The organism is Actinorectispora metalli, assembly GCF_056323685.1.
Genome location: NZ_JBREYE010000001.1, coordinates 3,925,239 through 3,947,838, shown reverse-complemented (window position 1 = coordinate 3,947,838; position 22,600 = coordinate 3,925,239). Strand labels below are relative to the sequence as shown.

Annotated in this window: 24 protein-coding genes, 1 pseudogene and 1 riboswitch; of the genes and pseudogenes, 12 read left to right on the top strand and 13 right to left on the bottom strand. The window is 69.2% G+C overall.

What is annotated here, in order from left to right; genetic code table 11:
* Positions 1-264: 264 nt before the first annotated feature.
* The 4 genes from ACU6XJ_RS18610 to ACU6XJ_RS18595 all read right to left on the bottom strand — a co-directional run bounded on the left by ACU6XJ_RS18610 (position 265) and on the right by ACU6XJ_RS18595 (position 4,128).
* A complete protein-coding gene (locus ACU6XJ_RS18610; protein WP_476313013.1) occupies positions 265-1,056 on the bottom strand; it encodes a S1 family peptidase in 792 nt (263 codons plus the stop codon).
* A 286-nt stretch (positions 1,057-1,342) separates the two neighbouring features.
* Positions 1,343-2,131, bottom strand: coding sequence for a S1 family peptidase (locus ACU6XJ_RS18605; protein WP_476313010.1), 789 nt, complete (start codon positions 2,129-2,131; stop codon positions 1,343-1,345).
* A gap of 250 nt (positions 2,132-2,381) precedes the next feature.
* Complete coding sequence (locus ACU6XJ_RS18600) at positions 2,382-3,185, bottom strand: S1 family peptidase (protein WP_476313007.1); 804 nt, start codon at positions 3,183-3,185, stop codon at positions 2,382-2,384.
* A 139-nt stretch (positions 3,186-3,324) separates the two neighbouring features.
* Complete coding sequence (locus tag ACU6XJ_RS18595; protein WP_476313004.1) at positions 3,325-4,128, bottom strand: S1 family peptidase; 804 nt, start codon at positions 4,126-4,128, stop codon at positions 3,325-3,327.
* 239 nt (positions 4,129-4,367) lie between these two features.
* On the opposite strand from ACU6XJ_RS18595, the gene ACU6XJ_RS18590 reads away from it, so the two are divergent.
* A complete protein-coding gene (locus ACU6XJ_RS18590) occupies positions 4,368-5,315 on the top strand; it encodes an alpha/beta hydrolase (RefSeq protein ID WP_476313001.1) in 948 nt (315 codons plus the stop codon).
* Here the strand turns inward: ACU6XJ_RS18590 and ACU6XJ_RS18585 are convergent.
* Together ACU6XJ_RS18585 and ACU6XJ_RS18580 are read right to left on the bottom strand one after the other, a co-directional pair.
* Positions 5,299-5,736: a GNAT family N-acetyltransferase gene (locus tag ACU6XJ_RS18585; RefSeq protein WP_476312997.1), complete on the bottom strand. Its 438-nt coding sequence runs from the start codon at positions 5,734-5,736 to the stop codon at positions 5,299-5,301. The genes ACU6XJ_RS18590 and ACU6XJ_RS18585 overlap by 17 nt on opposite strands.
* Positions 5,737-5,745: 9 nt before the next feature.
* Entirely contained in the window at positions 5,746-6,060 is a 315-nt protein-coding gene (locus ACU6XJ_RS18580; RefSeq protein WP_476312995.1) for a hypothetical protein, read from the bottom strand.
* A gap of 100 nt (positions 6,061-6,160) precedes the next feature.
* On the opposite strand from ACU6XJ_RS18580, the pseudogene ACU6XJ_RS18575 reads away from it, so the two are divergent.
* Both ACU6XJ_RS18575 and ACU6XJ_RS18570 read left to right on the top strand, forming a co-directional pair.
* A pseudogene (locus ACU6XJ_RS18575) lies at positions 6,161-6,496 on the top strand (MBL fold metallo-hydrolase); the annotation flags it as partial.
* A 44-nt stretch (positions 6,497-6,540) separates the two neighbouring features.
* Entirely contained in the window at positions 6,541-7,116 is a 576-nt protein-coding gene (locus ACU6XJ_RS18570) for an MBL fold metallo-hydrolase (RefSeq protein WP_476314118.1), read from the top strand.
* 3 nt (positions 7,117-7,119) lie between these two features.
* Here ACU6XJ_RS18570 and ACU6XJ_RS18565 read toward each other — a convergent pair whose 3' ends face one another.
* On the bottom strand, positions 7,120-8,238 hold the full coding sequence (locus tag ACU6XJ_RS18565) for a nucleotide disphospho-sugar-binding domain-containing protein (protein ID WP_476312992.1): 1,119 nt from the start codon (positions 8,236-8,238) through the stop codon (positions 7,120-7,122).
* A 126-nt stretch (positions 8,239-8,364) separates the two neighbouring features.
* Between ACU6XJ_RS18565 and ACU6XJ_RS18560 the strand changes: the two genes are divergently transcribed.
* The gene (locus ACU6XJ_RS18560; protein WP_476312989.1) at positions 8,365-8,700 is read left to right on the top strand and encodes a PLD nuclease N-terminal domain-containing protein; all 336 of its coding nucleotides are present in this window, start codon (positions 8,365-8,367) and stop codon (positions 8,698-8,700) included.
* The gene (locus tag ACU6XJ_RS18555) at positions 8,697-9,182 is read left to right on the top strand and encodes a hypothetical protein (protein WP_476312986.1); all 486 of its coding nucleotides are present in this window, start codon (positions 8,697-8,699) and stop codon (positions 9,180-9,182) included. Before ACU6XJ_RS18560 ends, ACU6XJ_RS18555 begins: the two co-directional genes overlap by 4 nt.
* Before the next feature lie 36 nt (positions 9,183-9,218).
* Here the strand turns inward: ACU6XJ_RS18555 and cobN are convergent, their stop codons facing one another.
* Positions 9,219-12,884 (bottom strand): cobaltochelatase subunit CobN, encoded by a 3,666-nt coding sequence (cobN, locus tag ACU6XJ_RS18550; protein ID WP_476312984.1) that lies wholly within the window; start codon positions 12,882-12,884, stop codon positions 9,219-9,221.
* A 55-nt stretch (positions 12,885-12,939) separates the two neighbouring features.
* Positions 12,940-13,065: riboswitch (cobalamin riboswitch) on the bottom strand.
* Between the two features lie 464 nt (positions 13,066-13,529).
* Here cobN and ACU6XJ_RS18545 point away from each other — a divergent pair.
* Together ACU6XJ_RS18545 and ACU6XJ_RS18540 are read left to right on the top strand one after the other, a co-directional pair.
* Entirely contained in the window at positions 13,530-14,366 is an 837-nt protein-coding gene (locus ACU6XJ_RS18545) for an MBL fold metallo-hydrolase (protein WP_476312981.1), read from the top strand.
* Positions 14,367-14,444: 78 nt separating this feature from the next.
* Positions 14,445-15,092 carry a DUF6766 family protein gene (locus tag ACU6XJ_RS18540; protein WP_476312978.1) on the top strand — a complete coding sequence of 216 codons (648 nt, stop codon included), beginning with the start codon at positions 14,445-14,447 and terminating at the stop codon, positions 15,090-15,092.
* Between the two features lie 46 nt (positions 15,093-15,138).
* Here ACU6XJ_RS18540 and ACU6XJ_RS18535 read toward each other — a convergent pair whose 3' ends face one another.
* The 4 genes from ACU6XJ_RS18535 to ACU6XJ_RS18520 form a co-directional block, all read right to left on the bottom strand.
* The gene (locus ACU6XJ_RS18535; protein WP_476312975.1) at positions 15,139-15,606 is read right to left on the bottom strand and encodes an AMIN-like domain-containing (lipo)protein; all 468 of its coding nucleotides are present in this window, start codon (positions 15,604-15,606) and stop codon (positions 15,139-15,141) included.
* Positions 15,607-15,625: 19 nt separating this feature from the next.
* Positions 15,626-16,117 carry an AMIN-like domain-containing (lipo)protein gene (locus ACU6XJ_RS18530; protein WP_476312972.1) on the bottom strand — a complete coding sequence of 164 codons (492 nt, stop codon included), beginning with the start codon at positions 16,115-16,117 and terminating at the stop codon, positions 15,626-15,628.
* Positions 16,118-16,263: 146 nt separating this feature from the next.
* On the bottom strand, positions 16,264-16,782 hold the full coding sequence (locus ACU6XJ_RS18525) for an SRPBCC family protein (protein WP_476312970.1): 519 nt from the start codon (positions 16,780-16,782) through the stop codon (positions 16,264-16,266).
* Positions 16,783-17,000: 218 nt separating this feature from the next.
* Positions 17,001-17,291: a hypothetical protein gene (locus ACU6XJ_RS18520; protein ID WP_476312968.1), complete on the bottom strand. Its 291-nt coding sequence runs from the start codon at positions 17,289-17,291 to the stop codon at positions 17,001-17,003.
* Between the two features lie 239 nt (positions 17,292-17,530).
* On the opposite strand from ACU6XJ_RS18520, the gene ACU6XJ_RS18515 reads away from it, so the two are divergent.
* From ACU6XJ_RS18515 to ACU6XJ_RS18495, 5 genes are all read left to right on the top strand, one after another.
* Positions 17,531-18,388 carry a helix-turn-helix domain-containing protein gene (locus tag ACU6XJ_RS18515; RefSeq protein ID WP_476312965.1) on the top strand — a complete coding sequence of 286 codons (858 nt, stop codon included), beginning with the start codon at positions 17,531-17,533 and terminating at the stop codon, positions 18,386-18,388.
* A gap of 26 nt (positions 18,389-18,414) precedes the next feature.
* The gene (locus tag ACU6XJ_RS18510) at positions 18,415-18,624 is read left to right on the top strand and encodes a DUF397 domain-containing protein (protein WP_476312962.1); all 210 of its coding nucleotides are present in this window, start codon (positions 18,415-18,417) and stop codon (positions 18,622-18,624) included.
* Positions 18,625-18,909: 285 nt separating this feature from the next.
* Complete coding sequence (locus ACU6XJ_RS18505; RefSeq protein WP_476312960.1) at positions 18,910-19,437, top strand: YbhB/YbcL family Raf kinase inhibitor-like protein; 528 nt, start codon at positions 18,910-18,912, stop codon at positions 19,435-19,437.
* A 16-nt stretch (positions 19,438-19,453) separates the two neighbouring features.
* On the top strand, positions 19,454-20,320 hold the full coding sequence (locus ACU6XJ_RS18500) for a 3-methyladenine DNA glycosylase (protein ID WP_476312957.1): 867 nt from the start codon (positions 19,454-19,456) through the stop codon (positions 20,318-20,320).
* A 26-nt stretch (positions 20,321-20,346) separates the two neighbouring features.
* A complete protein-coding gene (locus ACU6XJ_RS18495) occupies positions 20,347-21,765 on the top strand; it encodes a mycothione reductase (protein ID WP_476312954.1) in 1,419 nt (472 codons plus the stop codon).
* On the opposite strand, the gene ACU6XJ_RS18490 is transcribed toward ACU6XJ_RS18495, so the two are convergent.
* On the bottom strand, positions 21,762-22,598 hold the full coding sequence (locus ACU6XJ_RS18490) for an LLM class flavin-dependent oxidoreductase (protein ID WP_476312952.1): 837 nt from the start codon (positions 22,596-22,598) through the stop codon (positions 21,762-21,764). The two genes, ACU6XJ_RS18495 and ACU6XJ_RS18490, sit on opposite strands and share 4 nt — an antisense overlap.
* Positions 22,599-22,600 lie beyond the last annotated feature (2 nt).

Here is a 22,600-nt window from a genome sequence, read left to right as displayed (position 1 = left end):
GGTGCAGGGTTTCCGCCACGTGGACTCCTTCCACGAACTCCGACGCAGTACCCGGCTCCGCGAAGAATGATTTCCCGCGGAGCCGGAAGTCGTTGCCGATCAGCAAATCTCATGGCGGGCCGAGACACAACCACATTCAGGTGATCCGCCCGACCGGCGTAATGCCGTGCCGCGTTTCTCCCAGTCAAATGCCGGATTCAACAGTATTGAAACGAAAAGGGCCTGCGCGGCACAACACCGCGCAGGCCCGTGACGCGCGGCGAATCAGGACTCGATCTGCTGCTTGATCAGATCGAGATACGTCGGAATGCGGGTGTACACGCCGTACTTGTTGGGGCGGGCGCAACCGTCGCCCCAGGACACGATGCCGATCAGCTTGCCGCCCGCCACCAGCGGGCCGCCCGAGTCGCCCTGGCAGGAGTCCTTGCCGCCCGCCTCAAGACCCGCGCAGACCATGGCCTGCTGGATGAAGCGGTTGCCATAGGCCTTGCCGCAGACGTCGTCGCCGACGATCGGCACGTCCACCTTCAGCAGGTCGTCGCTGCCGGTGTTGGCGCCTTCCTGGGTGTCACCCCAGCCGAGCACGGTGGAGGTGGTGCCCGGCTTGTAGAGGTCGGCGTCGGCGCTGGTGGCCAACGGCGCGGTCGTGAACGGCATCTCCTCGGCCAACGTCAGCACCGCGACGTCGTCACCGCTGGTGACATCCTTGAAGTCGGGGTGGTTCCACACCTTGGTGACCTTGACCTCCTTGCCTTCGGAGGTCTTGAGGTTGTCCCGGCCGCCGATCACCGTGATCTGCTCAGCACTGGCGCCCTCGAAGCAGTGCGCCGCGGTGACGACCTTGGTCGGGGTGACCAGCGTGCCGCCGCAGAAGGGCCTGCCGTTGTAGGTGGTGTGCATCATCCACGGGTGGTCCTTGGTGGACGCCTTCTCGCCGCCGATGATGTAACCGGCAGGCGGCGGAGTTGGCTCGGCCGCCGATGCGGTGGCCGCGGGCAGCACCAGTGCCGCCGCGACGAGGGCCGCGTTGCGCAGGCGGTGCAGGGATGTCGCCACGATGTCTCCTTCTCCCGAACTGACAACGTTGTCGGAGACACCGCACGGTCGTCCAGGGAGACGAACGGCGATGGTGGGCGATCCCCGACGTGCAACCGAACCTAGTTGAGAATCGGCGTGTCCCGACACCCGAATGGGAAAGTTTTTCCGCCCGACAACAGCTTCTTCACAACTTTTGACAATTGATGCTCCGGGTGCGCGAGCCGGGAGAAGTGCTGACCGACATGGCATTTCGACTGGTCAGAGACCGTGAGTGGGAGAATTCCCCCACTCACGGCCCGCGACCTCAGGACTCGATCTGCTTCTTGATCTCGTCGGCGTAGGTGGAGACCCTGGTGTAGACGCCGTACTTGCCGGGACGGGCGCAGCCCTCGCCCCAGGACACGACGCCGATCAGCTTGCCGCCCGCGACGTGCGGCCCGCCGGAGTCGCCCTGGCAGGCGTCCTTGCCGCCCGCGTCCAGACCCGCGCACACCATCGCGCTGGCCACGTAGGAGGAGCCGTAGGCCCGGCTGCAGTCGGCGTCGCTGACCACGGGCACGTCGACCTTGAGCAGGTCATCGGAGCCGCGGCCGCCTTCGGAGGTGGCGCCCCAGCCCAGGGTGGTGGAGTTGGTGCCCGCCTTGTACAGGTCGGCATCCGCCGAGGTGGCCAGCGGGGCCAGCGCGAAACCGGTGATCGGCTCGGCCAGCGTCAGCACCGTCAGGTCGGCGTTGCGGTCCGGGTGGTTCCAGACCTTGCTGACCTTGACCTGCTTGCCCGAGGTGGTCTTGAGGTTGTCCCGGCCCGCGACCACGGTGTAGTTCGCGGCGTTGGTGTTGGTGAAGCAGTGCTTGGCCGTGACGACCTTGTTCTCGGCCACCAGCGTGCCGCCGCACCAGGCGCGTCCGCCGCTGGTGGTGTGGATCATCCACGGGTAGTCCTTGGTGCTGGCCTTCTCACCGCCGATGATGTAGCCGTTGGCAGGGTCGTCGAATTCCTTGGCTCCCGCCGTGGACATCGCGGCGGCAGGCAGCAGGGTGGCGAGCGCGGTGACAACGATGACACCACGCAGGCGGCGCAGGGTTCCCGCCATGGGGGTCTCCTATTCTGTTTGAACGGCACACCGGCCCACGAGGGCACGAGACCGGCTGTGCAGGGTGCACACAGAACAACTGATGACAGACCCCAACGTCAATAAGTACTTTCGACGGTCCCCACAGTGAGCGGTACCGATTACCGCATTTGCCGCATAGGACAGCTTCCTTTCCCATTGCCCCGGTGCCATGGCGACAAAAGAACGAGGGCGGCGATAAAAGTCGCCGCCCTCGTTTGTCAAAACTGGGTCAATCGTCCTCGCCAAGCTCCTCGGACAGTTCCTCCTGGTAGTTCTTGAGCTCGGTGTAGATCCCGTACTTGTCCGGCCGCGCGCAGCCGTGTCCGAACGAGGTGACGCCGATGAGCTTGTCCTTGACCGCCAGCGGGCCACCGGAGTCGCCCTGGCAGGTGTCGATGCCGCCCTTCTTGAAACCGGCGCAGACCATGTGCTCGGCCTTGAACTGGGTGGCGTAGCTCTTCTTGCAGGTCTCGTCGTCCACCACCGGCACGGTGGCCAGCATGAGGACGTCGCTGCCCTGGCCGCCCTCCTCGGTCGCGCCCCAGCCGAGGACGGTGGCCTCGTTGTCCTTCTCGTAGAGCGCCGCGTCCTCCTCGGTGGCAACCGGAAGCGTCTTGGCCTCCACCTTCTCCTTCAGCGTCAGCACCGAGACGTCGTAGCCCTCGCTGACCCTGGTGTACTCCGGGTGCACCCAGATCCGCTCCAGCTTGACGGTCCTGCCCTCGTCGGTGCTGAGGTCGGTGCGCCCCACCAGCACCCTGATCATGGTGGGGGTGCCTTCCTTGCCCTTGGTGCAGTGCGCCGCGGTGACCACCTTGGTCGGCGCGACCAGCGTGCCCCCGCAGAACTGCTTGCCCGCGACGTCCACCAGCGCGACCATCCACGGGTGCTGCTCGATCGTCGTCGGTGTGCCGCCCACGATCCGTTCCCCGTCGTCGGCGGCGGATGCCGTCAGCGCCGCGCCCGCGGCGAGCACTACCGCGAGCAACACCGCACCGGCGGGTCTGATGAGTCGGCGAAGCACTCCCGCCATGTCGCCCTCCCGTTGTCTCCACGGCGGCCCGTCCGCCGCCACTACAAAGAGATCAACAAGAGCGGGTGAATCGAAACACCCCAACGGTGCCGATCGGTGCCCTAACTGATGAACCGCCTCGGTCGCGGAGCGCGAACCCTCAGCTGAGCAGGGATTCCAGCAGCACGTCCCGAGACCGGCCGTCGCTGTTGAGCTGGGCCCGGATCAGCTCGGAGAAGTTCGCCACCCTGGTGTAGACGCCGGGCTTGCCGGGGCGGGCGCAGCCGTCACCGAAGGAGACGATGCCGATCAGCTTCCCGCCCGCCACCAGCGGTCCGCCGGAGTCGCCTCGGCAGGCGTCGATACCGCCCTCCTCGTACCCGGCGCAGAACATCGAGTCCCGGCTGAAGCTGCGGTAGGCGGTCTTGCACTGGCTGTCGGTCATCACCGGGACGGTGGCCGAGCGAAGGACCGGGGAGCCCTGCCCGCCCTCGGCGGTGTCGCCCCAGCCGAGCACGGTCGCCTTGGTGCCGGGAGCGTAGAGCCGCTGATCACCGGCGTCGGCGAGGTCCAGGGTGCGGTACCGCGACGGGGTCTTGAGGGTGATCACGGCGATGTCGTTGCCGTGTTCGACGTCGCTGAACTTCGGGTGCACCCAGACGCCCGAGACCTCCAGCACCTCCCCCGCCTTGGTGCGCAGGTCTGTTCGTCCCGCCACCACGCGCATGGCGGCGGGACGAACTCCCTTCACGCAGTGTGCGGCCGTGATCACCTTGGTGGGGGTGACCAGGGTTCCACCGCAGAACTGGTCACCGCGGGCGGAGGTCAGCGCCACCACCCACGGATACGCGGCGGTGCTCGCCTGCTCCCCGTTGACCACGAAGGGCTGAGCTGCCTGCGGCTGCTGCGCGACGACGGCATGGGCGGGCAGCGTCGACATCAGGCCCATTCCCACGGCCGACACCGATACCGCCGCTGTCCTCACTATCCGAAGCGGAGCTCCCGCCATGACTGTCCCTTCGTGGCCGCACGTTCGCCGCAACACCCTAGTGACACTCGGCGGAGCAGATCCGCACCCACCTGTCCGCCGAACGGGTGAGTGCGATCAACGGCCCGCTACGTGCGACCAACGGAAGTCGGCACACTGTGGAGTGACCCACGCCTGCCCCATTCGGATGCGTTCGGCGGTGCACACTGTCGACCATGTCGTGGATCGCCGACCTGCTCGGAGCGCCGTTCGAGGCTCGCACCCTGACGCTGGCCCCGGAGGGCGGCGTGCCCGCGCAGGCCACCCTGGTACGTCGTCGGGCCGAGGGAGAGCGCCGCGGCGCGGTGCTGTACGTGCACGGCTGGGCCGACTACTTCTTCCAGGCGCATCTCGCCGAGCACTTCGCCGCGGCGGGCTACGACTTCTACGCGCTCGACCTGCGCCGCTACGGCCGGTCGCTGCGGGAGAGCGACTCCCCCAACGCCTGCCGCGAACTGGACGTGTACTTCGAGGAACTGGACGCGGCGCGGCAGGTGGTGCTCGACGACGGGGCGCAACGGCTGGTCGTGTTGGCGCACTCCACCGGGGGGTTGGTCACCTCGCTGTGGGCGCATGAGCGGCGGGCCACCCCGGTTGCCGACGCGTTGGTGCTCAACAGCCCGTGGCTCGAACTGGCGAAACCGTGGTATATCCGCACCATCGGCACCTGGCTGATCGACCTGATCGGCCGGTTCCGCCCTGACCACCCGCTGCCCGCGGGCCTGTCCGGGGTGTACGGGCAGAGCCTGCTCAAGGAGCACCACGGGGAGTGGGTCTATGACCTGACCTGGAAGCCGACCGGCGGTTTCCCGGTGCGCGCGGGCTGGTTCCGGGCGATCCGACGCGGGCACGCGCGGCTGCACCGCGGGCTGGACGTGCCGATGCCGGTGCTCGTGCTGCGTTCCGCACGCACCTGGGCGGGTTCGCGGTGGGCGCCGGAGGCGATGGAGGCGGACACGGTGCTGCGGGTGGCCGACATCGCCCGCTTCGCGCCGAAGATCGGCCGCAGGGTCGACGTGCGGGTGATCGAGGGCGGCATGCACGACCTGTTCCTGTCGGCGCCGCCGGTTCGGGAGCACGCGTTGTCCGAGGTGGACAAGTGGCTGGCTACAGAGCTTTCGTGAAGAAGTAGTCGGTGGTGCCCTTCGGGTAGTTCTCGATGGCACCGACCTGCTGGTAGCCGTTGCGGAGGTAGAAGCCGGGCGCCTGGAAGTCCCAGCTGGACACCTTCACGTACTCGCAGCCGCGTTCACTGGCGCGGCGCTCGGCCTCGGCCAGCAGCGCGGTGCCGACCCCGTTGCCGCGTTGGTTCTCGGCCACCCACATCAGCTCGATGGACATCCACCCGCACCAGGTGTGCGCGACGATCCCGCCGACGACCTCGTCCCCGTCGAGTGCGTAGACCTGCAGCTTCTCCTCGCCCTCATTGGGCAGGTCGCGGCTGGCCCGCAGCGCCTCGTTGCGGCTGCTGTTGTAGTCGACCAAGCGCTGCTCGACGAGCTTCGCCCGCTCCTCGCTGGTGTCACCGGAAAGCGTGAAGGTCATGGCCGCAGGCTAGCCACGCGGGCGGGCCCAGGGCCAGCGGGTTTCGCCTGGTAACTCGTCCAGCCAGACCAGTCGCAGTTCCCGGTCGTGCAGGGCGCCGAGCATGGTCACGGCCACCTCGGGTCCGACGAAAACGCCCAGGGTGGACAGGTTGGGCCGGTAGACGATCACCCTCTCGCCGAACTGCATGCCCCAGCCGAAGATCGCGGGCAGCCCGCGCACCTCGCACAGCGCGAACACCCTGGGCAGTGCCTCGCGCACCAACTCATCCAGGGCCGTGATCAACGCACGGTCCCTGACCAACCATCGCGATTTTCGCTTCATGTCGTGCCCTCCTCGCGCGCTCCTGCACGTCTCTACGTAAGAGAGAGGCCTTTCCCTTGGGTCTGACACGCGTTCGGCAAGAAACTTTCCGGGGGTTGACATGTGCTTGTCCTGCGGTGTGAGCAGGCGACGGCTGCTGCTCGGCTCGGCCGGTGCCGCGATGGCGGCGACCGCGGGTGCGACCGCGCAGGCCGCCGAACCGGTGCCCGCGGGCGGCAGCGACCTGACGTTGCGCTGGTTCGGTGTCGCGGGGTTCGAACTGACGATGGGCGACCGGCGCGTCCTGATCGACCCCTATCTGAGCCGGTTGGACTGCTTCGACGACAAGCAGGAGTTGGTGCCGGGCACCCCGCTGGAGGTGCGCACCGAGGTGATCGACCGGTACATCACCGCCGAGCCCGAGCTGATCCTGGTGACGCACGGCCACTTCGACCACGCCATGGACGTGCCGTACCTGGCCAAGCGCTTTCGAAGGCGCGGGTGCTGGGTACCGAGACGCATCTGCACCTGCTGCACGCTCTCGGTGTCGACCCTGCTCGGTTCGTGGTGTGCTCAGGCGGGGAGTACCTGGATTTCCACGGCTTCACCGTCCAGGTGCACCGCAGTCTGCACAGCCGGTTCGGCGGCTACGGCTACTTCGCGCCGGGCACCCTCACCGCGAAACCCCGCCGTCCCCGCACGGTGGCCGACCTGGTGGAGGGCGGCACCCTCGGCTATCAGGTCACCGCGGGCGGGATGTCGGTGATGCTGTTGTCCGGCACCGCGAACTTCGCCGAGCGCGAGGTCGCGGGCGAGCGGCCGGACGTGCTGGTGCTCGGCATGAGCGGGCACCGCAACGTCTTCGAGTACCCGCGGCGCGCCCTCAAGGCCCTGTCCGAACCGGGCGCGGGCCCCCGCCTGGTGATCCCCTGCCACCACGACGACATGGTCACCCCGCTCGAGGAGCACCCGGTCGTCCCCGACGCCCCGGCCGCCGAACTGCGGTCGGTGATCACCGACCTGGGCCTGCGCTCGGCGGTCCACAACCCGAGGCTGCTGGAGCCGCTGCGGCTGTGACGGTCAGCCGACCAAGTCGACCAGCAGCGGCACGATGTCGGCGGGCGCGGCCATCGCGGCGAGTTCGGTGCTGACCTCCATCGCGGCGTCGCCGAGGGAGCGGTCTTCGACCAGCCGGTTCAGGTGGTCGGCGGTGAGTTCGCCGTGGCGGGTCCACAGGCCCGCACCGCGTTTGGCCACGGCGGCGCCGTTGAAGTACTGGTCGGCGCCGGTGGGGATGATCAGCTGCGGGGTCGCGGCGTGCAGGGCGCTGAACACGCTGCCCGCGCCGCCGTGGTGGATGACCGCCGAGCAGGCGGGCAGCACGTTGTTGTGCGGCTGCCGCCCGATGGCGCGGACGTTGGCGGGCACCGGCGGCAGGTCGTCGTTGTCGTCCACCAGCAGCAGGAACTCGGCGTCGACCTGATCGGCGATGGCGAGCACGGCGGGCAGCAGCGCGGGTTGGCCGGGCAGCGTCGGGATGGTGCTGAGGCTGACCGCGACCCTGGGCCGCACGGGTGGCCGACACGCCCACTCCGGCACCACGCCGCCGCCGTTGAACGGCAGCGGCCGCATCACCCAGTCACCGGGCAGACCGTCCCGCAAGCTGGCCGGGGCGATGGTGATCCGGCGGGTGGGGCTGAGCTGTTCGGTGACGCCGAGCCGGGCGTAGTGGCCCGCCAGCACATCGAACATCGCCTCGGTCATGCCGTGGGTGTTGGGCAACGAGTTGTCGCAGGACACCGAGGGGGCGCCGAGCACGCTCGCCACCGCGGGACCGGTTGTGGTGAGCGGGTCGAACACCACCAGGTGCGGCCGGAACCGGCGGCCCGCCGCGAGCGCACCGTCGATCATGCGCCGGTCGATCGCGGCGAACAGCTCGGCGGCGTCCTTGGGGTCGCCGTCGCTCTCCATGATCGGCTGCAGCACGTGGGCGACCTCGCCGAGCAGCTCCTGGTACAGCCGCTCCTTGGTCAGATCGGGACGGACGTCGACGACGGGCAGCCCCGCGTCCACCGCACTCAAGCCGTCCACTGTGGAGGCGAAGAGCACCTCGTGGCCCGCCGCGCGCAGCGCCCAGGCCAGCGGAATCATCGGATACACGTGCCCGACGAAGGGCGCGGTGGCGAACATTACACGCATTGAATTTCCCCCGGTTGTCGTCACATCCATTCTCGACGTCAATCGGAGGAACGAAAACGGCCCTATTTCCCGCATGTCCGGGACCAAAGTCCTGACATAATTCCCGGGCACACAAGGGGGTTCGCAATGCCGATCATCGCCGTCGCCGTCTTCGCGCTGTGGCTGGTGTGCCTCATCGACGTGATCAGGACCGAGGAGTCGCGCTGCCGCCACCTGCCCAAGGTTGGGTGGCTGATCATCGTGATCCTGCTGCCCACGGTCGGCTCGCTGGCCTGGCTGATCGCCGGGCGTCCCTGGGACGAGCCCGCGCGACACCGACCCGCAGGCCGCTTCGCCGAGTACGAGCGCCCCGGTCGCCACATCGCGGCCGACCCCGATGACGACGAGGAGTTCCTCCGCCGCTGCCGTGAACGCGCCGAACAACAACGGCGCGCGGCGAAAAAGCCCGACGAGAACCCGTGAGTGCTAACCGAGGCTGGAACCCGCCTACCACTCACAGCGGTGGACTCGGCGCCGCGTTGATCGTGGCGAGCCTGGTCCTGGGTATCGCCACCATCGTGCTGGGCAATGCGCTACCCACCGCCTACCACCCGATCAACGGGGTAATGGTCGTGGTGGCGACGATGACCGCGCTGGTTCTGCTGGTGTCCGGCGCGGTGGTGGCCGGGTTGCGGGCGGTCGTCGCGAACGGTCCCGCCGCCCGGCGCAACAGGCGGGTACTGCTGGGAATGTGGTTGCTGAGCACGATCCTTGCGGCGATCTCGTGTTTCCTGCTCGCGATGCTGCTCAAGGTGTCCACCGGATTGGAAGGCCGTCCGGACGTTTCCTTCGCGGCGGACACGGCGATTTTCCTGCTGCTGCCATGCCTGAGCGCGGTCTTGGCGGGCGTCGCCTATTTCGCGGCTCGTCGGCTGTTGGCACTGGTGATTCAGCGTGAGTGGTAACCGACGTCAGGTCGGTTACCACTCACGGGTTCGGCTTCACTCCTCCAGATCGCCTTCCAGCTCCAGGTACACCTCGCGGAGTTGGTCGAGAATGGCGCTGTCGGGTTCGGCCCACAGTTTGCGGTCGGCGGCCTCGAGTAGGCGCTCGGTGATGCCGCGCAGCGCCCAGGGGTTGGATTTGCGCAGGAACTGCTGGACCTCGGCGTCGAACACATAGGACTCGGCGAGTTTGGCGTACATCCAGTCGTCCACGACGCCGGCGGTGGCGTCGAAGCCGAACAGGTAGTCCACGGTGGCGGCCAACTCGAAGGCGCCCTTGTAGCCGTGGCGCTGCATGGCGGAAATCCAGCGCGGGTTGACCACGCGGGCGCGGAACACGCGGCGGGTCTCCTCGCCGAGGCTGCGGGTCTTCACCGCGTGCGGCACCGCGGAGTCACCGACGTAGGCGGCGGGGTTCTCGCCGGTCAGCGAGCGGACCATGGCGACCATGCCGCCGTGGTACTGGAAGTAGTCGTCGGAGTCGGCGATGTCGTGCTCGCGGGTGTCGACGTTCTTGGCCGCCACCTGGATCCGCCGGTACGCGCTCTCCATGTCCGCCCGCGCCTCGCGCCCGTCCAGACCCTTGCCGTAGGCGTAGCCGCCCCAGGTCGCGTACACCTCGGCGAGATCGGCGTCGGTGCGCCAGTTGCGGGAGTCGATCAGCGGCAGCAGGCCCGCGCCGTAGGCACCGGGCTTGGAGCCGAAGATGCGGGTGGACGCCCGGCGGTCGTCGCCGTGCGCGGCGAGGTCGGCGCGGTAGTGCGCGGCGAGGTGGTTGTCCTCGTCGGGCTCGTCCAGCTTCGCGACCGTGGTGATGGCGCGGTCCACCAGGGACACCACGTGCGGGAAGGCGTCGCGGAAGAAGCCGGAGATGCGCAGCACCACGTCGATGCGCGGCCTGCCCAACTCGCCGAGGCCGACAACCTCGAAGTCGGTGACGCGGCGGGAGGCGTCGTCCCAGACGGGGCGGCAGCCGATCAGCCACAGGATCTCGGCGATGTCATCGCCCTGGGTGCGCATGGCCGAGGTGCCCCACACGGTGAGGCCGACGCTGCGCGGCCAGCTTCCGGTGTCCTCGCGGTGCCGGGCCAGCAGCGAGTCGGCCAACGCGCTGCCCACGTCGAAGGCGTTGCGGGTGGGGATCGCCTTGGGGTCGACGGAGTAGAAGTTGCGGCCGGTGGGCAGCACCGACACCAGGCCGCGGGTGGGCGACCCGGACGGCCCTGGCTGGATGAACCGCCCGTCCAGGGCACGCAGCACGTTGTCGATCTCATCGCTGGTGCGGCGCAGCCTCGGCACCAGTTCGGTGCAGGCGAACCGCAGCACCCGCAACACCTCGGGCACGTCCTCGCCGAGCACCTCGGCGACCACGGCGGGCAGCCGTCCCGCGTCCCAGTCCAGTACCGCGGTGCCCAGCACCAGCTTGCGCGCCAGCGCCTCCAGCAGGTCCACCGCGTCGGAGGCGGTGACCGCCGGTCCGTCCACAAGGGAGGTCATTGTGTCCGGGATGGTCACGGGCGTTGCGGGCTCGGCGAGCAGCTTCTCCTCGTCCAGTCCGTAGTGGTCGGCCAGCGCGCCGCGCAGGCCGGGCAGGGCGCCGACGGTGCCGCCGAAGACCTGCCGGGCGCGCAGCACGGCGAGCACGTCGTTGACCAGCTCCTCGCCCTCGGGGACGCGGCCGAGGATGTGCAGGCCGTCGCGGATCTGCACGTCCTTGATCTCGCACAGATAGCCGTCGACGTGCAGCAGGAAGTCGTCGAAGGACTCCTCGTCGGGCGCCTCGTCCTGGTGCAGGTCGCGGTGCAGCTGCGCGGAGGTGATCAGCGTCCAGATCTGGGCACGCAGCGTGGGCAGCTTCGCCGGGTCCAGCGCCTGCACGGTGGCGTACTCGTCCAGCAGCTGCTCGAGTTTGGCCATGTCGCCGTAGGTGTCGGCGCGGGCCATCGGCGGGATCATGTGGTCCACGATCACCGCGTGCGCGCGGCGCTTGGCCTGGGTGCCCTCGCCGGGGTCGTTGACGATGAACGGGTAGACCAGCGGCAGGTCGCCGAGCACCGCGTCGGGCGGGCAGTCCTGGGCGAGGCCGACGCCCTTGCCGGGCAGCCACTCCAGGGTGCCGTGCTTGCCGAGGTGCAGCACGGCATGCGCGCCGAAGTCCTCCTCCAGCCAGCGGTAGGCGGCCAGGTAGTGGTGCGAGGGCGGCAGGTCGGGGTCGTGGTAGATCGCGACCGGGTTCTCGCCGAACCCGCGCGGCGGCTGGATGATCAGCACCACGTTGCCGAAGCACAGCGACGCGACGCAGATGCTGTCGCCGTCGGTGTACAGCTGCCCCGGTGGCTGCCCCCAGTGCGCCAGCATCGGCTCGCGCAGCGCGTCGGGCAGCCGGTCGAACCACTCGCGGTAGCGGGCCAGCGGCACCCGCACCTTGGCCTGCTGCAACTGCTCCTCGGTCAGCCACTCCACATCGTGACCGCCCGCGGCGATGAGCCGGTGGATCAGCGTGTCCCCGTCCAGTGTGGACGGATCGAGGCCGCCGAGGTCGTAGCCCGCCGCCGCCAGCCGGTGGAACAACACCACCGCCGAGGCTGGGGTGTCCAGGCCGACGGCGTTGCCTACGCGGGAGTGCTTGGTCGGATAGGACGACAGCACCACGGCCAGCTTCTTCTCGGCGTTGGGCACGTGCCGCAGCCTGGCCAGCTTCACGGCGGTACCCGCGAGCCGGGCGGCGCGCTCGGGGTCGGGCACGTAGACGGGGATGTCGTCGGCGCCGGTCTCCTTGAACGAGAACGGCACCCCGATGAGCCTGCCGTCGAACTCCGGGATCGCGACCTGCATGGCGGCGTCCATCGGGGTCAGCGCGGCGTCGGAGTCCGCCCAGGTCGCGCGGGGGCTGGTCAGGCACAGGCCCTGCAATACGGGAACGTCGAGTTCGGCGAGGGCGCCCGCGTCCCAGGAGTCCTCGTCGCCCCCGGCGCTGGCGTCGGCGGCGACCGCGCCGCCCGCGGCGAGCACGGTGGCGATGATCGCGTCGCAGCCCGTCAGGAGCTGCCGGAGCCCCTCGCTGTCGGCCTCGCCGAGCCCGCGCAGCGAACCGCAGAACACCGGCCGCGCGTTGCCGCCCGCCGCCTCGATGGCCTCGGCGAGCCCGTCCACGAACGCGGTGTTGCCCGCCAGTTCGTGGGCCCGGTAGAAGACGATGCCCACGGTGGGGCGGGCGGCGTCCGCCGCGCGGTCGCCGTGCACGCCGAACTGGGCGGTCTTCTCCGGCGGCGCGAAGCCCTCGCCGGTGAGCAGCACCGTGTCGGACAGGAAGCGCGCCAGTTCGCCGAGGTTGGCCGGGCCGCCCTCGACCAGGTAAGCCAGCGCCTCCGCGGCGACGCCCGCGGGCACCGTGGAGGCGGCCATGAGCTCGGCGTCGGGGGTGGCCTCGCCGCCGAGGCAGACGGTGGGGATGCCCGCGGCGAGCACCGCGTCCAGCCCGCCCTCCCAGGCGCGGCGGCCGCCGAGGAGGCGGACCACCGCGATGTCCACGCCGGTCAGCAGTTCCGCCACCGCCTCGGGCTGCACCCGCGCGGGGTTGGCGACCCGGTAGTCACCCCCGGATGCCTTGGCGGCGAGCAGATCGGTGTCCGCAGTGGACAGGAGCAGGATGCGCGCGCTCACTCCAGGTCCCTCCTCGGGGTTTCGCGCCCCGTTCGTCGAGGTCTTCGGCGGAGCCGAGTCTCCTGGCTCCCGGATCGACGCGCACTCCCCCGACCTTCCCGCGCCCGCGGTGGTCATGGGTTGGGTCGTGCGCTCCCCGGTCACAGTGGCGCGACCACCCCGGATTCCCACCGGGTTCCTCGCGCCCCGCCGATTCGTCGGCTCATCGTAGTCGGGCCGAACCCGCCGATGGTCGATTCTGTGACGTCCCGCGCCGGACGGCGACGGTCCCTGGACTGGGAACGACCGTCTCGGGCCAACTGGCACCGGCTCGGGCGGACAATCATCGGCTCGGCGACAGCACCGACTCGGGGGCGGACGCGCGGCCTCAGGCGGACGGCGCCGGAGATCGCTTTTACCAGATCCGGCGAAACAGCCCGGCGCGGAACCGCGCGCCCCCGGCGTGTTGTCCACAGCCGCCCTGGCTATCCACAACTTCGGCTTTCCGGCCTCCGCGGTGTTTGGCGCGCCGATAGGCTCGAGAAGGGCCGTGCCCCCGGGCGGGCGGGGGATGTCTGGCGTGGCGGCAGCGGACGGCTTGACCTCCAGTCCGGTTGAGGTTTGAGACTGCCTGGCGACAGCGCTTCCCTGCTGAAGGAGCCAGCCATGACGCCTTGGATCTGTACCGCGTGCGGTGTGCAGTACGCCGAGTCCGAACAGCCGCCCACCGGCTGCGCGATCTGCGCCGACGAACGCCAGTCGCCGCCGCCCGGCGCCCAGGGTTGGACGACCCTGGGTGAGCTCGCCGCGGCGGGCCACCGGACGCGGATCACCGAGTTGGAACCGGACCTGTACGAGGTCGCGGTGACGGCCCCCGTCGCGATCGGGCAGCGTGCGCTGCTGGTCCGCACGCCAGAAGGCAACCTGCTGTGGGACTGCGTCGGGTTCATCGACCAAGCGGGCATCGAACGGATCGCGGAACTCGGCGGCATCGCGGCCATCGCGATCAGCCACCCGCACTTCTACGGCGTTCAGGTCGAGTGGAGCCGGGCCTTCGGCGGCGCGCCGATCCACCTCGCCGAGGCCGACCGGGACTGGGTGGCGCGTCCCGATTCCGCGGTGAAGTTCTGGTCGGACACCCTCGAGGTGCTGCCGGGGATCACGCTCGTGCAGTGCGGCGGCCACTTCGAGGGCAGCGCCGTCGCGCATTGGGCGCGGCACGGCGGCAGGCTGCTCGTCGGCGACACCATGACCGTGGGGCCCGACCTCGCGCACGTGTCGTTCATGCGCAACTACCCCGGCTTCCTGCCGCTGCCCGAACGCGATGTGCGGGTCGTCGCGGGCCGGGTCGAGCCGTACGAGTTCACCCGTGTCCACGGCGGGTGGCCCGGCCGGACCATCGCCGCCGACGCCAAAGACGCCGTCGCCCGGTCGGCGCGGCGGTACCTGAGCTGGGTCGACGGGTCGCGGTCTGGCACCGAGACGGTGCGCTCGTTCCGCTGAGAGCCGGGGATTCTCCGCCGAGCGGGCCGGGTATGGCCGTAGCAAGATCGGGGGACACCTCGAACCAGGAGGTCCACGGTGAAACGCTTTCTGCACGACAACGGGCTGGCGCTGATCATGTTCGGCGCGTTCCTGCTGTTCCTCATTCTGCAGAGCATCTTCGGCTGGCAGGCGAACAACTCCGAGCTGGCCGACCACGGCCGGGCCGCCGAGGACTTCTGGAGCTATCTCGGGAGTGGGCACTTCGTCGAGGCCACCTTCGAGAACTGGGAGTCGGAGTTTCTGCAGATGGGCGCCTACGTGGTGCTCACCGCGTGGCTGGTGCAGAAGGGCTCGCCGGAGTCCAAGCCGCTGCACGCCAAGGACCGGCACCCTGGTGACCTGCGGGTCGACTCCCCGACACCCGCCAAATGGGGTGGGCTGGTGAACGTGCTGTACCGCAACAGCCTGTCCATCGCGATGTTCCTGCTCTTCGGGGTGTCGTTCGTGCTGCACCTGATCGGCGGCTCCGCCGAGTACAACGACCAGCAGGCCCTGCTCGGCAAGCCGCCGGTGAGTGTGTGGGAGTTCCTCGGCGACGAGGAGTTCTGGTTCCAGTCCATGCAGAACTGGCAGAGCGAGTTCCTGGCCGTCGGCGCGTTGATCGTGCTCGGCATCTTCCTGCGCCAGCAGGGCTCCTCGCAGTCCAAGGAGGTCACCGCGCCGAATTCGGAAACCGGCGGGTGAACGTCCGTGAGTGGGCGCGGCCCACTCACGGGCGCCCGGTCCTGGGCTAGTGCCCGATGTCGATGACCACCCGGGTCGGATTGCTCAGCGTGAAGACCCGGAACAGGGACTTGTGGTTCACACCGAGGCCGACGGTGAAGGTGGCCTCGAAGTCCCCGGTGATCGCCACGGCCCTGACGTTGCTCAGTGCGGGCGTGGTGAACTTGCGGGGACCGGTGTAGGTGGGCTCGAAGTTGTCGTCGTAGCCCGCCAGGGGCGACAGCGTCACCTGGAGGAAGGCGTTGCCCGGCAGCGAGACCGGGTTGCCCGAGCCGTCCTCGGTGAGCTGCGGCACGTACTTCTGGAACAGCACCTGCGGCGCCGGTCCGCGGACGTCGATGACGAGCCGGTCGAAGTACTCGTGCTTGCCGGTGCGGAGGTCGGTGACCTCGCCGACGTGGGTCGCGCTTGCCGCCGGGGTCGCGACGACCGCCGCGACCAGCGCCATGGTGAGAGCCAACAGCGTGCGGAGCATGGCGGTCTCCCTCCTGGGCTCAGTGCCCGATGTCGATGACGACGCGGGTGGGATTGCTCAGCGTGTAGACGTTGAACAGCGTCTTGTGGCCGGCGCCGAGGCCGATCGTCAGGTGCGCCTCGAAGTCGCCGGTGATCGCCACGGCCTTGGTGTTGCCCAGGCCCGGGGTCTCGAACTTGCGGGGGCCGGGGTAGGTCGAGTTGCCGTTGCCGTCGTGGGCGGCCGCCGGGTTCAGCACGACCTCGAGGAAGGCGTTGCCGGGCAGGGTGACGGGCTTGCCTGAGCCGTCCTCGATGAGCTGCGGCACGTACTTCTTGGCGAGCACGCCCGGGGCGTTGGGCGTGTTGAAGTCCAACACGATCCGATCGAAGTACTCGTGCTTGCCGGTGCGGATGTTCGTGAGCTCCGGGGTCTGCGTCGCGCCGACGGCAGGGGCCGAGACCACCCCGGCGACGCCCGCGATGAAAGCCAGACCCAGCGCGGTCAGCGCACGCCTGAACTTGCGTGTCATTTCGTCCTCCCTCTTACCCGTTGGGGTGACTGGTGGACGTACCGGGACCGCGGGGGTTGCGCGGCCATTCGGGCAAAGGGTGCTTCACCTCGCAAACGTGCCCGCGCCGTGATGCGCGGTCCCCGCTCACCCAGGCCGGTGGCGCCTCACCCGCGGAGGTGATCACCGGATACTCGGCGTCGTGAGGCGCGGGCGGCGAGCGAGCGGAGGAAGCGCACGTAGCCGCTCCACCGCGCCGGGTGCGCCACCGGTCCGTTGAGGGCCAGTTCGGCGCGGTCGAGGCTGTCCTCCAGCGCCGCGTCGTGCAGCGGCCGCCACAACAACGGCCAGGTCAGCCGGGCGGTGCCGCGCAGCCGCATCGCGCACAGGTGGTGCAGTTCGACCCCGTTCTCGGTCTCCCACAGCGTGTACTCGTGGAAGCCGTCGAAGCCGCGCGGGCGGAGGAACCGGAACCTAACCCACTGGCCGGGCTGGTAGGCCACCACGCGGTACCGGATCGGCCCGTGGCCGCCGATGGCGCCGACCTCCAGCGGGCGGTCGAACCGCATGGCGGGCCACATGGTGTGCGGCCACAGCAGGTCGTTGTCCCCGGCCAGTCCGTCGATCAGTGCCCCGGCCCGCTCCGCTGTGGTCGGCAGCCGCCTGAGGTGCAGGTTGTAGACCATGGCCTCCCCTTGTCCGGTTTCCACAGTAAGGCCTGTTTTCCCATGCGGGGCGGGCCACAACCGCGATCACGGGGAGCCGACATGGCGGAGACCGGTGGTGTGTGACTCGGGGAGGTCTTCACACACCACCGGTCTCCCGGGGTGGCCCGGTGTCCGGTCGGGGGGCGGACACCGGGCCTGACTCATGATCACCCGCAGAACTTGTTCGATCAAGAGCTTCAGCGATGCAGCAGGCGCTCCAGCCAACCGCGCCGCTCATGCCGCGGCTGGTACTCGTCCATTCCGCGCAGAGTCTGCTGGGCGAGGTAGACCGCGTGGCAGCGGGCGCAGCGCGGCCCGTTCTCCACGGTCATCGGCGTCACCTCGACCATGTGCCCGCACAGCGACTCGTACTCGCCGCGGCCGCGCTGCATGCCCGCGGCGGCGTACTCGTCGGTGACGGCGTGGTCGTAGGCATCCACCGAACTTCGCATCCACGTGACGAACACCTTGTTCACGACCGTGATCACCCCTTGCCTGTGGCTGATATTTCGCAGGGGCCGACACAGCCACCCACAGGTGTTGTCACTGTGGGTAAACTGCCGGTCTCGCAGCGTTTTCGATCCGGCCCCCAGTGTCAGGCCGATGATCAGGCAAGAACTGTAGCGCGCATATGTGCCGCGCACATGTGCCCAGTAGGTGGATTCCACGCATTACGGATTGTGATCGTGAAACACTGATTATTCATCGGTGACAGAAAGGTCGCAGCATGCCGGACAGCCCGAGCCTGCAGCGCCGCCAACTCGGAATGGAGCTCAAACGGCTCCGCGAGGAGGCGGGCAGAACCCGTGACGAGGCCGCGGCGGCCATCAGCCGCGACCTCTCCACGGTGAGCAGAATCGAGAACGGCTTATCCGCGGTGCGGCCCGCCGAGTTGGAAAAGCTGCTCGACCTCTACGGCGCCTCCGGCGACGCCAGGGAGAACGTGCTCGCCATCGGCATCGCCGCCCGGCAGCGCAGGCCCGCGACGACCTATACCGATGCGGTGCCGAACTGGTTCCGCCGTTACGCCGCGCTGGAGGCCGACGCCGACGAGGTCCGCGGCTTCGAGGTGGAACTCGTACCAGGCCTGTTGCAGTGCGAGGAGTACCTGCGGGCGCTGATGGCGTCGGTGCAGTCCATGGTGGGCGGCGACGAGATCGAACGGCGCATTCGGGTACGGCTGGCCAGGCAAGCGCTGTTGCGCCGCCGGGAGCCCGCCGCCCCGCTGTTCTGGTTCGTACTCAATGAGGCGGTTCTTCGTCGCACCATCGGTTCGCCGGAGGTGATGTGCAAGCAACTGAGACACCTATTGGAGGTATGCAAACTTCCCAACGTCACCCTTCAGGTGCTTCCGTTCGCAGCCGGAGCGCATCCGGCTGTCGGCCTTTCGTTCTACCTGTTGCGCTTCGGTGGTGAGCCGGGGGCCGACGTTGTTTACCTCGACAGTTTGTCCGGCGCTGTTTATCCGGAGCGGCGCTCCGACATAGAGTGGCATAACGTGGTATTTGGACAGCTGCAGGTGAAATCTGCCAGTCCAGATGAATCACGCGAAATGATTATGTCCGCAGTCGAGGAGTACATGTGACAGATACGTCTCGGGAAGGTGGGACCATGAACACCCCCGATCTGGCCGGCACGGGCTGGCGCAAGAGCACACGCAGCGCCACCAACGGCGGTGCCTGCGTCGAGGTCGCCTTTGCCTTCGACCGGGTCGCCATGCGCGACTCCAAGAATCCGACCGGTCCGATATTGAGCTTCACCGAGAGTGGCTGGAAAGCGTTCCACACGGCCGCCAAGGCTGGCACGTTCGTCCAGTTGTAGCGCTGGCGCCTCCCGGACAAACGGACAATTCTTCCGTTTCGGGACGCCATGCGGATGGGCGACGCTGGGCAGGCCGCCCATTCCAAAACGTGAGAAAAACACGCAGGGGCCGACTCGCTCCCGGAGTCGGCTCCTGCTCATTCCTGGCGCATTTACGCCGAACAGGCGTCATATTTACGCCAGCGGAGTATTTTGCACCATGCAAATGCACGGGCATGTGCGCACGGACGGTTGACGTCATCCCCACTAGGGTTGTCGGCGAGTCGATCGAGTTGTGGAGGACACATGAGCCTGGAGCGCCCGACCGCCCCGGACCCGTACGCTCTGCTGCCGCAGGTCCCCTCGTTCACCGTCGCCTCCGACGATGTGCGCGACGGCGAGCCGATGTCGGAGGCACACACCCACGCGGGCGAGAACCGCTCCCCGCACCTGCGCTGGGAGGGTTTCCCGGAGGCCACCAAGAGCTTCGTGGTGACCTGCTTCGACCCGGACGCCCCCATCCCCTCCGGTTTCTGGCACTGGGTGCTGGTGAACCTGCCGTCCTCGGTGGTGGAACTGGCGACCAACGCGGGCAACGGCACGGACCTGCCCGGTGGCGCGTTCCACGTGCGCAGCGACTTCGGCGACCGCGCCTACGGCGGCGCCGCCCCGCCCGCGGGCGACATCCCGCACCGCTACTTCTTCGTGGTGCACGCGGTCGACGTGGACAAGCTGGACGTCGACGAAAACGCCAGCCCCGCGGTGGTCGGCTTCAACCTGGCCTTCCACACGCTGGCGCGGGCCATCATCACCCCGACGTACCAGCAGAGCTGACGCCTACCCTGGTGCGGTGCGGGTTCTCGAGCAGCGGCAGTGGCGGTCCAGGCGGGCCGCCCACGCCGCACGCGTGGACGCCCTGATCGGCGCCCACCGGCAGCGTCGCCGCCACGGCCGCAAGCACCCGGTGGAGGACTTCCTCTTCGAGTACTACTCGCTGCGCCCGTCGCTGCTGCGCCGCTGGCACCCCGGCCAGGGCGTGGTGCTCGCCGACGCCGAGGAGTTCCTGGAGTTCAGCGGCTACCACCGGGTCGACGGCGGGGTCACCGTGGACGCGGCGGCCGTGGCAGGTCGGCGGACGGACACGCTGCGCTGGGTGGCGGACCTGCTGGCCCGCACCGCTCGGCGCCCAGCCCAGTTGGGCTGCTTCGGGCTGCACGAGTGGGCGATGGTGTACCGGCAGCCCGAGGTCCGGCACAGCGACTGGCCGCTGCGGCTGGGGGCCGATGGCACCGCCGAGGTGGTAGAGGAACGCGGGCTGCGCTGCACGCACTACGACGCGTTCCGTTTCTTCACCCCCGCCGCCGCGCCCCGCAACACGGTGCGGCCGACCAGGGCTACCCAGACGGAGCTGGAGCAGCCGGGCTGCCTGCACGCGAACATGGACCTGTACAAGTGGAGCTACAAGCTGCTGCCGCTGGTCTGCTCCGAGCTCGTCGCCGACTGCTTCGAGCTGGCGCGGGAGGTCCGTGAGCTGGACATGCGGGCCAGCCCGTACGACCTGTCGGAGCTGGGCTACACCCCGGTGCGTATCGAGACGGTGCAGGGCCGCGCCGAGTACGCCGCGATGCAACGCGCCTTCGCCGACCGGGCCGCGCCGCTGCGGGAACGGCTGCGGCGGGAATGCGAGGCCGCATTGGGCAGGTTGACGCCTGCGTGAGCGATGCAGCGGGGCAGAATGATGTGGTGGCGCACTACGATCTGGTGATCATCGGTACCGGCTCGGGGAACTCGATTCCCGACGAGCGCTTCGACGACTGGCGGATCGCCGTGGTCGAGGGCGGCACCTTCGGCGGCACCTGCCTCAACGTCGGGTGTATCCCGACGAAGATGTTCGTGCACACCGCCGATGTGGCGCGGGCCCCGGCGGCGGGCGCCAAGCTGGGCGTGGACGCCGAACTGCACGGCGTGCGCTGGGCCGAGGTGCGCGACCGCGTCTTCGGCCGCATCGACCCGATCGCGGCGGGCGGCAAGCGCTACCGCATGCAGGACTGCCCCAACATCACCGTCTACAACGGCCACGGCCGGTTCACCGGGCACAAGCAGCTCACGGTGAACGACCAGGTGATCACCGCGGACCGCTTCGTGATCGCCGCGGGCGGTCGGCCGCTGGTGCCCGATGTCCCGGGGCTGGCCGAGTCGGGGTACTACACCAACGACGACATCATGCGGCTGGAGCGACTCCCCCGGCGCCTGGTGATCCTGGGCAGCGGCTTCGTGGCCTGCGAGTTCGCCCACGTCTTCAGCTCTTTCGGCGTCGACGTCACCGTGATCGCCCGCTCGGAGGCGCTGCTGCGCGTCGAGGACGAGGACGTGGCCGCCCGCTTCACCGAGTTGGCCGCCGACCAGTGGGACGTGCGGCTGCACCGCAAGACGGTGTCGGTGGAACGCGACGGCGACACGGTGCGCCTGCACCTGGAAGGCCCAGACGGCGCGGAAACCGTCGAGGGCGACGCCCTGCTGCTGGCCGTCGGCCGCATCCCCAACGGCGACCTGCTCGACGCCGAGGCCACCGGCGTCTCCACCTGCCCCGACGGCCGGATCGCGGTGGACGTCAACCAGCAGACCGTGGTGGAGGGGATCTACGCGCTGGGCGACATCTGCTCGCCCTACCAGCTCAAGCACGTCGCCAACCACGAGGCGCGGGTGGTGCAGCACAATCTGTTGCACCCCGACGAGCCGATCGCCGCCGACCACCGCTTCGTGCCGCACGCGGTGTTCAGCTCCCCACAGATCGCCTCGGTCGGCCTGACCGAGCAGCAGGCCAGGGTGCGCGGCGTGAACTACGTGACGGCCACCCAGGACTACGGCGGCACCGCCTACGGCTGGGCGCTGGAGGACACCACCAGCTTCTGCAAGCTGCTGGCCGACCCCGATACCGGCCTGCTCCTGGGTGCCCACCTGATCGGCCCGCAGGCTTCCACTCTGATCCAGCCGCTGATCCAGGCCATGCACTTCGGCCAGCACGTGCGCGACCTCGCCCGCGGCCAGTACTGGATCCACCCCGCGCTGCCCGAGGTGGTCGAGAACGCCCTCCTCCAGCTCAAGGTTCAGCCCCCTGAACCGGATGCCGCGAGCCGCGTTCAGGGCGCCGAACCGGCCTAGAGCTCGGCCGCTACGGCGTCCAGGATGCGTTCGTCGCCCGCGTACGGGCCGTCCGGGCGGGGCCAGTGGGTGACCACGTCGGTGAAGCCCAGTTCCGCGGCCCGGCCGACGGCGTCCCGCCAGCGTTCCAGGCTGGACAGCGCGAAGACGGGGCCCGCGTCGATCTGTAGGTAGCGGTCCATGGTGGTGCCGCCGATGTCGTCGAAGCGGCGGGCCCGCTCGGCCACCGAGGCCCACCAGCCTTCTTGGGTGTCGGACTTGGCGCCGGTGGTGGACCAGCCCTGCCCGAACCTCGCCGCGAGCCGCATCATCCGCGGGCCGTTGGCGGCGAGCACGAACGGCATCCGGGGGTTGCGCACCGGCAGGGTGCGGGCGTCGACGGCGGAGAAGTACTTGCCCTGGTAGTCGACGTGGTCAGTGGTCAGCAGCAGGTCGAGCAGCTCAACGAACTCGGTGAACCGCGTGGCCAGCTCGCCGGGCGAGAGCGGCGGGCCACCCAGCACGGAAGCGTCGAAGGCCGAGCCGCCCGCACCGGCGCCGAGGATGAAGCGGCCGCCCGAGATGTCGTCCACCGCGGTGAGCTCGCGCAGGAACGACACCGGGTGCCGGTAGGCGGGGTTGGCCACGAAGGTGCCCAGCGGGATGCGCGTGGTGACCGCCGCGGCGGCGGTGAGGGTCGGCATCGCCCCGAACCACGGGCCGTCCACCAGGGACCGCCAGCCGAGGTGGTCGTAGGTCCAGGCGTGCGAGAAGCCGTACTCCTCGGCCGCCCGCCACCGCGGGGCCGCCTCGGGCCAGTGGTACTCCGGAAGGATCACGATGCCGACGCGCATGA